Genomic DNA, 13,021 nt, shown 5'->3' with positions numbered 1-13,021 from the left:
CGCGGCATTGCACGTTTATGGGCAGCGGACTTGATCCGCGTTGAGGGGTTGGATGACTAGGCACTGGCCGCAAACGGGATTTCTTCCTGCCATTCTCATCCTTTTCGCCGCCTTTACCTCGCCGTGCCCGGCCTGGGCAGCCCAGGCAAGCAGCCACGCCGCGGGCATGGGCGGCTCGGCGGAGGGCGTTTTCGTCGCCGAGATCGTGCTTCTGCTGCTGGTCGGCCGTGGCCTGGGCGAAATCTTCCAGCGCTACGGCCAGCCGGCGATCATGGGCCAGCTGATCGGCGGCATCCTGCTGGGGCCTTCCCTGTTCGGCTGGCTCTGGCCCGGCGCACAGCAGCTGATCTTCTCGACCGACCCCGCGCAGAAGAGCATGATCGAGGCGGTCTCCCAGCTTGGCGTCCTGCTGCTCCTGCTGCTCACCGGCATGGAGACGGACCTGCGCCTGGTGCGCCGGGTGGGCGCGGCGTGTTTTTCGATCTCGGTCACCGGCGTCGTCGTGCCCTTTGCCTGCGGTTTCGCGCTGGCGCAGTTCCTGCCCGGCACGCTGCTGCCCGACCCCAGCGAGCGCGTCGTCGCCGGGCTCTTCCTCGGCACGGCGCTGTCGATCTCCTCGGTCAAGATCGTCGCCATGGTGGTGCGCGAGATGAACTTCATGCGCCGCAATCTCGGCCAGGTCATCATCTCCTCGGCCATCATCGAGGACACGATCGGCTGGCTGATCATCGCCGTCACCTTCGGCATCGCCACCAATGGCAGCCTCCAAATCGTGCCGCTGGTGGTAACGGTGGCCGAAGTGGCGCTGTTCATGGTGTTCTCCTTCACCATTGGCCGCCGGCTGGTGTTCACGCTGATCCGCTGGAGCAACGATTCCTTCCGCAGCGAGTACGCCGTCATATCGGTCATCCTGATCATCATGGGCGTGATGGCGCTGATCACCAATCTGATCGGCGTCCACACCGTGCTTGGCGCCTTCGTCGCCGGCATACTGGTCGGCGAATCGCCGATCCTGTCCAGCCACATCGAGAGCCAGTTGCGCGGCGTCATCACGGCGCTCTTCATGCCGATCTTCTTCGGCATGGCCGGGCTTTCGGCCGACCTCACCGTGCTTGCCGACCCGACGCTGGCGCTGCTGACGCTGGCGCTGGTGCTCATTGCCAGCATCGGCAAGTTCGGCGGCGCCTTCATCGGCGGCCGCTTCGCCGGCATGACGCTGAAGGAGGCGACCGCCGTCGGCAGCGCCATGAACGCGCGCGGCTCGACCGAGGTGATCGTCGCCTCGATCGGCCTGTCGATGAACATCCTGTCCCACAATCTGTTCACCATGATCGTCACCATGGCTGTCATCACCACGCTCGCCATGCCGCCGATGCTGCGCTGGGCGCTCGGCCGGCTGCCCGTCGAAGACGCCGAGAAGCAGCGCGTCGACCGCGAGCTGCTCGACGAGCGCGGCTTCGTCTCCAAGCTGGAACGGCTGCTGCTGCTGGTCGACGACAGCCCGGTCGGCAAGTTCACCGCCTATCTCGCGGGCCTGGTCGGCGGCGGCAGCGGCATGCCGACCACGCTTCTCCACCTCAAGGACGGCAGGCTTGCCGGCCCGGCCCGCGACAAGGGCCCGGAGCGTGCCTTGAAGGAGGTCAAGAAGGGCGCCGCCAGAAGCGCCAAAGCGGTCAGCAAGGCCGAGGACACGCCGGTCGAGAAGGTGCATCTCACCGCCCGCAGCGAACGCGAAGCGACCGCACGGACGATCGCCGAGGAGGCGCGCAAGGGCTATGGCCTGCTGCTGGTCGGGCTCGAGGCCATGCTGACCGAGAAGGGATCGTTCACCGAGGCGCTCAACGACATGACCAGCGGCTTCGACGGTCCGCTCTGCCTGGTGCTGAACGGTGCCGGCGCCGGGGGCAAGATGCCGGTGCTGCGCGCCGGAACCACCATCCTCGTTCCCGTCAACGGCACGGAAGTGTCGCGCCGCGCAGCCGATTTCGCCCTGGCGCTGGCAAGGCCGCACCGGGCGCGGGTCAAGGTGCTCTATGTCTCGCAGGCGCGCAAAGGCGCCCGGCAAGGCACCGTTTCGCACCGCCGCGAGGAGGCGGTGCTCAAGGACGTCGTCGACCTCGCCGACCGCTACGGCGTCGCCGTCGACACCGCCATCCGCGCCCGCGCCACGCCCGACAAGGCGATCGCCAGGGAAGTGGCCAAGGGGGCGGCGATGGTGGTGATGGGCGTCACGCAGCGGCCGGGCGAGGAACTGTTCTTCGGCGACACCGCCATGGCGGTGCTGGCCGCCGTCCCCTGCCCGGTCGTGCTCGTGGCAAGCGACCGCATCCGCGCCGAAGCAAGGCCCGAGGCCGCGGCCGAAACCGGTGCCTGATGGCCGAGCCTATAGGCCGAAGAACTGCCTGCCGATCACATAGCCCAGCGCCACCACGGCCAGCGGAAACAAGGCCGGCGCGACCTTGCCGAGCACCGAGCCTTGCTGCTCCTTTGGCGGCACATAGCGTGCATTGCCGAGATTCTTGGTCATTGCGTACCCCCGCGCGAACCAGTTCATTAGCAGATGCTTATTAACAGCACGGCCGAATTAACGGTTCGCGAAGAAATTCGCTCGAAAGCCGGCCATTTGAGCGGAGGGCTGGCGAATGCGGTTTGGCTCAGTCTCGATCTCGGAATCGGGTTTGCCTGCGGCCTCGCGCACCCGCCCGCGGCTTCGGCCGTCGCGGCGGAGCGCTATGTCCGGCAGACCGCCATGACGAAGAATTCGCGGTAGCAGAAGTCCGGATCGTCGAGGAGGCGATCCGGCCGCTGCTTCAGGTCCTGCCAATAGGCCTGGTCGGAATCAGGCAGGGCATAGCCCGGCGCGACGCCGGCGAAATAGGCCAGCAGGTCGGCAACATAGTCGCGCGTGAAGCGAGGCGCGGGCTCCCAGCGCTCGACCAGCCAGCCCTTGCGGCTGACGACCTCCAGGCCCGCCTGGCGCAGCCGCGCCGGAAGCGTCGAACCGCAATCGGTGCCGAGCACGCCCCGGTCGCGAAATCCCTGGAGCCTCGCCGCCATGAAGCGCGCCAGCAGCGCCCGGTCCATGGGCAGGATCTGCAAGATGGTCGAATCGAAATCCTTGACCGCCAAGATGCCGCCCGGCTTCAGCACGCGCCTGGCCTCGCCGACGGCAAGCTCGAACTCGGCCGGCGTCAGATACTGCATGACATTGCCGGACCAGACGCAATCGAACGATGCGTCGGCGAAGGGCAGCGACAGGATGCTGCCGACATGCGCGGCAATTTCCGGCGGCTCGGACAGCGTGCCCGCGAGGGCCTCGACCCGGGCGATGTTTTCGGGCGCGAGGTCGAGCGCGGCGATGAAGCCGGAGGGGCCGACGGCGCTGGCGATGAGCGGCAGGAAGCCGCCGCTGCCGCAACCGGCATCGAGCACGCGCCAGCCCGGGCGGATGCCGGCATCGAGCAAGGCCGCCTCATATTCGGGGCGCGACGATTCAAAATGAAGGTCGAGCCAACCGGCCTCGCTCGCTTCGTGACCGGTGGACGTTTGGTTCCTGGCAGACAAATGATTACCCCCCAATGACGCGGCACGGATAGAAGCGCACCGAGCGGCATCACGCAATGCCCTGCGAATCTAAGTGGAACTAGCGCCGGTCATTGTGCTCGTCAGTTGAGGGCTGGATGGACAGGATGCGCCGCATGTCGGTCGCAAGGACGTTGATTGCGCCTACCCAAAAGCAGACATCTGAATGCGGCGCCGCGTTGTACGCGCTACAAGCGACCCGCAGTCTGGACCGGCAACTCGCACGACCTGAGCATTCACCGCCATACGGCGGACCCGTGGCCAAAGGGTCGAGCCGGGCCATGTCATCGCCCGCTGGAAACGCGCTGGCGGATCACGGCTACAGACAAGATGTCCGTGCTTCGGCTAGAGTTTCGTCTGGCACCAGGCGAAGGGAGCATCGGGATGGGCAAAGCCAGTTCAGCGCCGGCCGGGCAGCCCAGGCCGCTCGCCGAGATCGCCAGCTACCACGCCCACATCTACTATGACGGAGAGGCGCAGCGGCAGCACGCCGAATGGCTGCACGAGCGCATCGGCGAACGCTTCCGCGTGCGCCTGGGCAACTGGCGCGACGGGCCGGTCGGCCCGCATCAGCAGGCCATGTACCAAATCTCCTTCGCCACCGAGATCTTCGCCACGCTGGTGCCCTGGCTGATGCTGAACCACGGCGGCCTAAGCATCCTCGTCCACCCCAACACCACCAACCCCAAGCGCGACCATCTGGTCGACCCGATCTGGATCGGCCGGGCATTGGCGGTGAAGGGCGAGGTGCTTGGGGAGGAAGATGAGGCGGAGGAGGCTCTGGGGGTGAATACAGAGCCGACGCTGGGGGCTTAGGGGCACAACTCTGGCTGAAAGGATCAACTCGGAGGAAGAGCGCGCCCTGGGACCAGATGGTCTCAGTCGGGTGAGTTGTAGATGAACGCGGATTTACGCGAGATGCCGATTTTCGCCGAAGTCGGGCGGAGGCATATATGTAGCATTGCTCAAAGGGCGTCGGCGACAATGTCAAGATCGTCGACAGCCACGGCCGCGGCCATCGCCGAGGGCGAATGCGCAAGTGACCTTTATCTATGCGGCCAGTACCAAGGACTTGGCCCCGATAAACATCTGTTCTATCACAATGACGGGTTGCCCCGTCGTACAAGCTCCATACGATCGGCAAGCGAATGGGGCGAACTGGCCGACGGCGAAGTGAGTGGATGAAGATGGGGATTCAGGAACGGCCAAGTCGCAAGCTGCTAGGTCAGTTCTTTACCCCCGCTTTCGAAGCAAACTCAATTGTCTCCTGGGCTGTTCGCACAGGGCATGAACGCATTCTCGAACCCAGCGTTGGGGAAGGAGGCCTCCTCCTCCCTGCACTGGAACATGCACGAACGTTACATCTCGCTCCCAAGGTCCGAGTCATAGCATGTGATGTCGACAAATCTGTAATCGATGTGCTCAGCACGACGACTGGCCCTGAAGTCGATCTGATCTGTTCGGACTTTTTCGATCTTGACCCGAAAATGACTGCGTCGGTTGATGTGGTCTTGGCCAATCCCCCATTTACCCGGAACCACCAGCTTGGCATCGAACAGCGAACGCGACTCAAAAAGCGATACCCTGTCAAGGGTGCGGCGGGCCTCTGGGTATACTTCGCCCTGCACGCACGTAAGTTCTTGCGGCCGGGTGGCCGAATGGCCTTTCTCGCGCCCGCTGCCGCGAGCTTTAGTCGGTATGGCGAAGATCTTTTGCTCCAACTGAAAAACGAATTTCAGGAACTTTCTCTGCAGGAGCTCCCGAACAAACCCTTGTGGGTTGGGTCCGCCGACGAACGGGGTGTGCTGGTTTTGGCGGATGGGTATCAGGCCGGACCGGCTCCCTCGATAACTCGTGGTGTTTGGAACCACGACGGCTTGCCGCGTGGGGCATTGAGCAGAACCTACGCCAGGACCCCCGCTTTTGACGCACTAACAAGTGCTTCTCGACCGCTTGGAGAGATCGCCGACATTTCTATCGGCCTCGTCACGGGAAGGAACGCTGTGTTTCTCCTGAACCAACAAGAGGTTGCAAGACATAAGATCGATAAGAACGATCTCACTCCCGTAATCACACGCGCGAAGCATGTCTGTGGGATTGTTGTTGACAAGCAAGATCTTTATTTGCTCGGTCACAACGGTGAGAAAACGTGGATGCTCACGCCACGTGACTTGGGTGAACGTGGTAGTGGCGTTCGATCAAGATTGGCGTTGATCAATGCGAAGGCCAGGCGGGAAACACTGTGGCTCAATAAAAGATCGCCTTGGTGGATGGTCGGCAAGATCGAAAGATGTGATGCTGTTTTCACTTACATGAACGATAAAGGCCCTCGCTTAGCATTGGTAGAAGGTGGTGTGTTCTGCACAAACACGTTACATCAAGTGACTTTCAAGAAAGCAACCAGCGAGCACGACCGACTTTCGGCAGTCGTTTCCATTTTATCGACATTTGGTCAGTTATGTGCTGAAGGAATTGGCAGAGGATACGGTGGTGGTCTGCTGAAGTTCGAGTTGCAAGAAGCGCGATTGATGCCCGTCTTTGCGCTTGCCGACGGTGTGGCTTCCGAGGCAGTTCTCGTCATCGACAAAAAACTCCGCAGCGGCCAGATGGACGAAGCTCGTCGCCTCGCGGACGCTATGGTGCTTCCGCCGATCCTCGGCGCGGAATGGCTGACAACGGCCCGTGAGCTCGAAGAAATGCTCGAACACGTTCGTGATGCAAGACGACGCGGAGAAGCCCGCCAATTCGAGTATAGCAATGTCTGAGATCGTCAACTTTCATGCTGATGCAGCAATTGTGAATCGGCTTGGGCGCGAACTCGTTGCAAAGCAGGAGACAGCTCTCGTTGAATTGGTCAAGAATGCCTATGACGCTGACGCAACCTCTGTCACGGTCTCGTTCGACGGCAGGGGAGGTCCGGGCGCCGTGCTGTCGATACAAGACAACGGCGTCGGCATGTCGCGAGATGATATCGTAAACGGCTTCTTGAGGCTCGCGTCGGATTTAAAAGTCGTTGAGCCCAAATCGCCTAAGTACAGGCGCACACGAGCCGGTCGAAAAGGGATAGGGAGGTTCTCGGCTCAACGCCTCGGCAATCGCCTCGTTCTAACGACGCAGGTCGACGGCGGACCATCAGCATGGCAGCTCGTTGCAGACTGGACCCAGTTCAAAGCGGGGAAACGCCTCGATGACGTCAGCGTCATTCTCCGCAAATCGCCTGCTACCGCGCCAGGGACAACGCTAAGAATTGAAGGCTTGAATGACGACTGGTCGCCGGGTCAAATCAGAAGCTGTTGGCGGAGTGTCTTGGCGCTGCAGCAGCCCTTTCCCGTTACGCCTGTTAAGGATCCAATGATCGATCCGGGATTTGCAGTGGAGTTCCGCGACGGCGGCGGCCTTTTCCAGGATGAGACCGTCGTCGCCAATATGCAGACCGAGATACTCGACCACTTGCCTGTGATTATTGAAATGCGGATCGATGATCGCGGTCGGGCCATGTGGCGAATAACAAAAAATGCTTTCGGCGAGTTAAGGGACTGGCGACCTATACACCATGAGGCTCGCGATAATTCTGAAGCGGCAAGCTATGGGTCACTTCGAAATGTTGCAATGAAAGCCTATCATGTCATCCTTGATCCTACTTTGCTACCGAGTGTAGTCTTTACTCGGGTCAGGGATATACTATCTCGTGAAGGAGGCATTAGGCTTTATCGAAATGGCTTTAGGGTAACACCCTACGGTGAGCGAGACGACGACTGGTTGAGACTTGACGAGATCTATAGCCGTCGAGACTTCCTCGCGCCGATCGCAAATAGAAACTTCTTCGGTGTTGTTGAGATTTCTGACCCGGAAGGTGCCCTGTTCGAGGAACACACTTCCCGCGAGGGCTTAATAGAAACTACGGCTTTCCGGGAGCTTCGAAACGTCACCTCCTCGACGCTCATCACAGCGGCGACTGAAATCCAAGCCGACCGCGGACGCAAGACTAGGACGAGCACACCTTCTCCACGGCCGGAGATAACGACAGCTTTATCCGAAGCGCGTGCTGCTATGCGCGCTGCCCGTGAAGCAGCCGAGAGTGTCGCCAACTCTTCATCCGATCCCGGGCCTGCAAAGCTTCTAGTAGAAAGTGCTGCAGCGGCAGAGAAAGTAATCGAGCAGCAAGAGCAAATCATTGCAACCGAGCGACGTCTAGTTGCTGATGCAGGCGCAATGATGAGGCTTCTCTCCTCGCTCGGCATGACGACTGCTGAGTTCAGCCATGAGACGGGAATGGCATTCGAAGCCTTCAGGTTGGACCTGGAACGGGTTTTTGAGGTCGCAGTCTCGGCAAAGCAAGACGATAAAAAATTCTTGGAGTTGGCTTCGCGAGCGCGAGAAGCTTTGGTTCGTTTAGACACCCTAACTGGCTACCTGAACGCCACAGTTGCGAGCCGCGCGCTTCGCGAGATTCATCCGGTGAGCCTGAGCAAAGCAGTTGAGGACTTTGCGCGGGGGATACGAGCGCACGCGGAAACCCAAGCTACAAAGATCGAGGTTGAGACACCTCCGCTGGATCCCCTGTACACTGCCCCGATGCACGAAGCGGAGCTCGCGTCAGTTCTTTTGAACTTTCACACCAATGCATTAAAGGCGATGAAGCGTACAAGCAACGCAAGGAAGATCTTGGTTGTGGCGGATCGAGACACAGAGGACAACAGGGTCAGACTCCGGTTCTGCGACTCCGGCGATGGGGTGCCTACTGAGATGCGCGAGCGGATATTTGAGGCATTCGTCACGCGACAGAGTGCGCCGACTTCGAGCGCTTCCGACAACGAACATGCTCAGGGCACCGGATTAGGCCTTTGGATCGTTGAGCAAATTGCGACCAATGCCGGCGGCAGCGTAGCAGTCGTAGATCCACCGGAAGGATATTCAACGTGCTTTCAGCTTCTTCTGCCGGAGGAGAGCGACAATGGTTGACAGAGGCGATGTCGAGGGAAAGTGGCTCTTTGTTGACGATGATGACGCGAGCGCTGCCTCGTATCGGGATGCATTCGCGGAAGGATCTGACCCGCTCGAAATCGTTGTCGCGCGGCCGTCGGTCGGCCGTGAGTTGCTTTTAACGGGCGCTCATCCAAAGGGTGTTCTAATGGACGTCGAGCTATCCGGGGAGGCAGGTGAGCACGGTACCGGTCTCGGTTTGGCGCAGGACATACGAGCCTTCCAAAAATCCGGCGGCCCAGAATATCCAGTTATTCGATTTGCTAATATTCTTCCGATACAGAAGAATGTTTCAGGAGACCCGGCTAGCGATGATCTTTTTGACGATAAGATAAACAAGTCCGATGTTGGTAAGCATCGCGATGAATTTGCGCGCAGAATTGTTAGTACACGAACCGTCTATGAAGGACTTCTTGCATTCGATAAAGGGAAATTGGAATTTAATAAGCTATTTAATATTGATGGTCAACGCATCGAGGAATGGCTTCACCCCGGTTTGCTTGCGAGAATAGAAGATGGACACTCGCATGCCACTCACGTTGCCGCGGGGGCGTTCATCCGCTCATTCTTGGGCCCTCCAGGCCTTCTTATTGGTCACAACCTTCTGATTACGCGTCTAGCCATAGACCCGGACAGTGCTAAGAAACATTGGGATAAGATAGCCTCTTTCGTCGCCGGATTTGCTTATTCGGGATTGGGACACGGGTTCTCGCCCCGGTGGTGGGCACGGGGGCTTGAACTGGCATGGATGTCATTGAAAAGCGCAGAGAACCCTTTGGCATCAACACCTGCGGGAGAACGTGCAGCAGTTCTCTCGAAAGAGTTGGGTGTAGAGCTTGCCGCTCTCAAGATGCCTCTTATAAGCCCCGGCCATCGCCCATGGCGGCAGTGTCAACTGAGTAACGAGCAAAATCCCCCTGAGTTTTTGCCAGTTGATCCGAAGTATGGCGTGCGCCTCACGCCTCGGGCAGATTTGGCGCCATGGGTCGATCCACTTTATGCGTCTATTGGCGTGGCGCTTCGAAACAAGGACGACCGGCGGTTAAACCGACGCGACCTCGACCGGTTGGCAGCGGAGCTGCGATAACCGTGTTAGATTCGATTATCGAAGATGTTATTGAACTTCAAAACCCACTACGCCGGGTTCCCGAGACAGAGATGATTGCTGATGCAATCGCGGGACTTCACGGATCTTTTCAGGGGGCATCTCGCAATGGCAAAATGCTTGCAGGCATGGTGCCGATGGTGCTTCCACGGCAAGGTATTCATCCTGCCAATACCGAGTTGCTTGATGCGAGCATCTCATTTCGCTTTGGAAGCTCGATCTCAAACGACAGCGCGATAGAAGACGTATTTTCCGAAATTCAAGTTTGCGTTCGAGGTAAACTGCCAATTGATGGGGGCTTTGCTACGCTGGAGGATCACTGGAGAATCGACACTCAGGTAAAACAAGAGGGCAATCTCCCCAAAGAGTCCCACCCTCTGTTCCATTTTCAAAGAGGGGGACATGCTCAAGACGCTTTTGCTGGCGTGCCCGGTTTTGCCCCAGGGCCGGACTTAAAAATCACTGGTTTCGAATGGAGAGGGCTAATGCAAAACCCTGGTCCGAGAATACCAGTTGTCCCAATGTGCCCTTCTGCGGCGATTAACTTTGCGCTGGCTCAACACGATGGTGTCGTTTGGCGGAAGCTTATGAACGACCCGGAATACTCCAATGTAATCGATCGCTGCCAAAACCGCTTGTGGGCTATGTATGCCGACGCGCTGGTGGATGAGAAGCGTAGGCGAATTTTGCTGGGACATTTTTGCATTAACGGTAAATTCTCGGCCTGAGACACAGTGTCGGTTTTGGACGCGTTGGGATGCTCGGGATGCCCACATGAGAGGCAAAACAGCCGCTGCTCAAATGATTGACATGACAGCCAGCCTCCCCTCACCCCCCAGCCAGCCGCGGCAGCAAAAAAATCTCCGCCCCCGGCGGCAGCTTCTTCGACCACGTATCCCGATAAATCACCCCGTCGATCGCCACCGCGATCCCCCGGTCGATCAGCGGCTCCAGGCCGGGATACTGTTCAGCCAGTTTCCTGAACAGCTCCCTTATATCCTTGGCCTCGACCTCGACCTTGCTCTTGCCCCCGGCGGCGGTGCCCAGCGCCCCCCAGAGCGTGACTTCGACCATCGCGCTGGAGCCTAGCCTTCCCGTTCCGCCTCGATCGCCGCCAGGATGCGCGGCGGCGACATCGGGATGTGGGTCATGCGCACGCCGGCGGCGTTCGACACCGCGTTGGCGATTGCCGCCAGCGGCGGCACGATCGAGGTCTCGCCGACGCCGCGCACGCCATAGGGGTGGTTGGGGTTGGGGATTTCCAGGATCTGCGTGTCGATCATCGGCAGGTCGGAGCAGACCGGGATGCGATAGTCGAGGAAGCCGGCGTTCTGCAGCCGCCCGTCCTTGCCGTAAATATACTCCTCGTTGAGCGCCCAGCCGATGCCTTGCGCGGCACCGCCCTGGTACTGGCCCTCGACATAGGTCGGGTGCACCGCCTTGCCGGCGTCCTGCACCACGGTGTAGCGGATCACCCTGGTCGAGCCGGTGTCGGGGTCGACCTCGATGTCGCATATATGGGTGGCGAAGGAAACGCCGGCGCCGTCCGCGACGAGCTCGCTATGGCCGGCGATCGGCCCGCCGGTCTTGCCGGATTGCGCCGCGATCTCCTTCAGCGACAGCTTGCCGAGATTGCCGTGCTTCTCGCCCTTGGCCACCGCATGGCCCTGTTCCCAGACCACGTCGTCGACGGAAATGTCCCACATCTGCGCGGCGCGCTCGCGCAACACCTTGATGGCGTTGCGGGCAGCCGAGATGGTCGCCATGGAGGAGGAGAAGGTGCCGCGGCTGCCGTCGGTCATGTCGTTGTAGCCGAGGCTGGAGGTGTCGGCGACGACGGCCTTGACCTGCGAATAATCGATGCCGAGCTCCTCCGCCGCCACCAGCGATAGCGACGCGCGCGAACCGCCGACATCCACCGTGCCGACGGCAAGCGAGACCGAGCCGTCCATGCCGATGTTGAGGTCGGTGCAGGTCTGGCCGCCGAAATTGAACCAGAAGCCGCAGGCCATGCCGCGGCCCTGGTTCTTACCCAGCGGCGCCTTCATATGCGCATGGTTCTTCACCGCCTCCAGCGTCGGGCCGATGCCGATGGGGCCATAGACCGGGCCGTAGGATGATCGCGTGCCTTCCTGCGCCGCGTTCCTGATGCGGAAGTCGACCGGGTCCATGCCGATCTCCTTGGCGAGCTCGTCGACGGCGCTTTCCACCGCGAAGGCCGCCATCGGCGCCGATGGCGCGCGATAGGCCGCCGTCTTCGGCCGGTTGACCAGCACTTCGTAGCCGACGGTCTTGACGTTCTCCAGCCGGTAGCAGGCAAACGCCGTCATGGCGCCGATCTCGGCCCAGGTGCCGGCATAGGGGCCGCTGGTGTAGCGCAGCGTCGCTTCCGCCGCGGTGATCGTGCCGTCCTTGCGGGCGCCGATCTTGACGTCGATCGAGGTGGCGCTGGTCGGACCCGAGGCGCGGAACACCTCGTCGCGGGTCATCACCAGCTTCACCGGGCGGCCGGCCTTGCGCGACAGAGCGAGCGCCACCGGCTCGGCCCAGACATGGGTCTTGCCGCCGAAGCCGCCGCCGATCTCGGAGGAGGTGACGCGCAGCTTCGAGGCTTCCATGCCCAGCAACTGGGCGCAATGCTGGCGATAGACGAAATGCCCCTGAGTGCACACCCACAGGTCCGCCGTGCCGTCGGAGCTGACATTGGCCACGCAGGCATGCGGCTCGATATAGCCCTGGTGCGTCTGCTCGGTCTTGAAGGAGCGCTCGACGATGAAGTCGGCCTGCCCAAAACCCTGATGGACGTCGCCATGGCCGAACTGGCTGCGCTTGGTGACGTTGGACGGCTTGACCGGCTTTTCCTCCAGCCCCTCGGTGAAGATGGTCTCGTTGATCAGCGGGGCGTGGTGCTGCATCGCCTCGTCGACATCGGTGACATGCGGCAGCACCTCGTAGTCGACCTCGATCAGCTTCAGCGCCTGCCTGGCGGTGCGGGCGTCGATCGCGGCGACAGCGGCCACCGCATGGCCGTCATAGAGCGCCTTGGTGCGCGCCATGCAATTGTCGAGGATGTCGTACATGGCGGCATCGCCATCGGTGAGGTCGGGCAGGTCGGCGGCGGTGATCACCGCCTTCACGCCGGCGAGCTTTTCCGCCTTCGAAGTGTCGATCTTCCTGATCTTGGCGTGCGCGTGCGGGCTGCGCAGCACACGCCCGACCAACTGGCCGGCCATGTTGAAGTCGGCACCGTAGCGGGCGCGGCCGGTCACCTTGTCGACGCCGTCGGGACGGATGGGACGCGTGCCGACCGAAGCGAAATTGCGATTGGAAAAACGCGGATCGAAATTCATC

At 60.8% G+C, this 13,021-nt stretch carries 10 protein-coding genes; 6 read left to right on the top strand and 4 right to left on the bottom strand.

What is annotated here, in order from left to right; genetic code table 11:
* Positions 1-52: 52 nt before the first annotated feature.
* On the top strand, positions 53-2,374 hold the full coding sequence (locus tag FJ946_RS16965; protein WP_140565512.1) for a cation:proton antiporter: 2,322 nt from the start codon (positions 53-55) through the stop codon (positions 2,372-2,374).
* A gap of 9 nt (positions 2,375-2,383) precedes the next feature.
* On the opposite strand, the gene FJ946_RS30785 is transcribed toward FJ946_RS16965, so the two are convergent.
* Together FJ946_RS30785 and FJ946_RS16960 are read right to left on the bottom strand one after the other, a co-directional pair.
* Positions 2,384-2,527, bottom strand: a complete 144-nt coding sequence (locus tag FJ946_RS30785; RefSeq protein ID WP_181167671.1) for a hypothetical protein — start codon at positions 2,525-2,527, stop codon at positions 2,384-2,386.
* 203 nt (positions 2,528-2,730) lie between these two features.
* On the bottom strand, positions 2,731-3,564 hold the full coding sequence (locus FJ946_RS16960; protein WP_246673068.1) for a methyltransferase domain-containing protein: 834 nt from the start codon (positions 3,562-3,564) through the stop codon (positions 2,731-2,733).
* Positions 3,565-3,966: 402 nt separating this feature from the next.
* On the opposite strand from FJ946_RS16960, the gene FJ946_RS16955 reads away from it, so the two are divergent.
* The 5 genes from FJ946_RS16955 to FJ946_RS16935 all read left to right on the top strand — a co-directional run bounded on the left by FJ946_RS16955 (position 3,967) and on the right by FJ946_RS16935 (position 10,398).
* A complete protein-coding gene (locus tag FJ946_RS16955; protein WP_140565517.1) occupies positions 3,967-4,398 on the top strand; it encodes a DOPA 4,5-dioxygenase family protein in 432 nt (143 codons plus the stop codon).
* A gap of 365 nt (positions 4,399-4,763) precedes the next feature.
* Positions 4,764-6,347: a class I SAM-dependent methyltransferase gene (locus FJ946_RS16950; protein ID WP_181167672.1), complete on the top strand. Its 1,584-nt coding sequence runs from the start codon at positions 4,764-4,766 to the stop codon at positions 6,345-6,347.
* Entirely contained in the window at positions 6,340-8,544 is a 2,205-nt protein-coding gene (locus tag FJ946_RS16945) for a sensor histidine kinase (RefSeq protein ID WP_181167673.1), read from the top strand. The genes FJ946_RS16950 and FJ946_RS16945 overlap by 8 nt, the downstream gene beginning before the upstream one ends.
* Positions 8,537-9,652: a hypothetical protein gene (locus FJ946_RS16940; RefSeq protein ID WP_140565529.1), complete on the top strand. Its 1,116-nt coding sequence runs from the start codon at positions 8,537-8,539 to the stop codon at positions 9,650-9,652. The genes FJ946_RS16945 and FJ946_RS16940 overlap by 8 nt, the downstream gene beginning before the upstream one ends.
* Before the next feature lie 2 nt (positions 9,653-9,654).
* Positions 9,655-10,398 (top strand): hypothetical protein, encoded by a 744-nt coding sequence (locus FJ946_RS16935; protein ID WP_140565531.1) that lies wholly within the window; start codon positions 9,655-9,657, stop codon positions 10,396-10,398.
* Between the two features lie 100 nt (positions 10,399-10,498).
* Here the strand turns inward: FJ946_RS16935 and FJ946_RS16930 are convergent, their stop codons facing one another.
* Both FJ946_RS16930 and FJ946_RS16925 read right to left on the bottom strand, forming a co-directional pair.
* Complete coding sequence (locus tag FJ946_RS16930) at positions 10,499-10,744, bottom strand: MoaD/ThiS family protein (protein ID WP_140565534.1); 246 nt, start codon at positions 10,742-10,744, stop codon at positions 10,499-10,501.
* 11 nt (positions 10,745-10,755) lie between these two features.
* The gene (locus FJ946_RS16925; RefSeq protein WP_140565536.1) at positions 10,756-13,020 is read right to left on the bottom strand and encodes a xanthine dehydrogenase family protein molybdopterin-binding subunit; all 2,265 of its coding nucleotides are present in this window, start codon (positions 13,018-13,020) and stop codon (positions 10,756-10,758) included.
* Position 13,021 lies beyond the last annotated feature (1 nt).

It is taken from the genome of Mesorhizobium sp. B2-4-7, assembly GCF_006442685.1.
GTDB lineage: Bacteria > Pseudomonadota > Alphaproteobacteria > Rhizobiales > Rhizobiaceae > Mesorhizobium.
The sequence above is the reverse complement of the archived record's forward strand: the minus strand, read 5'-3'. Positions and strand labels throughout refer to the sequence as shown.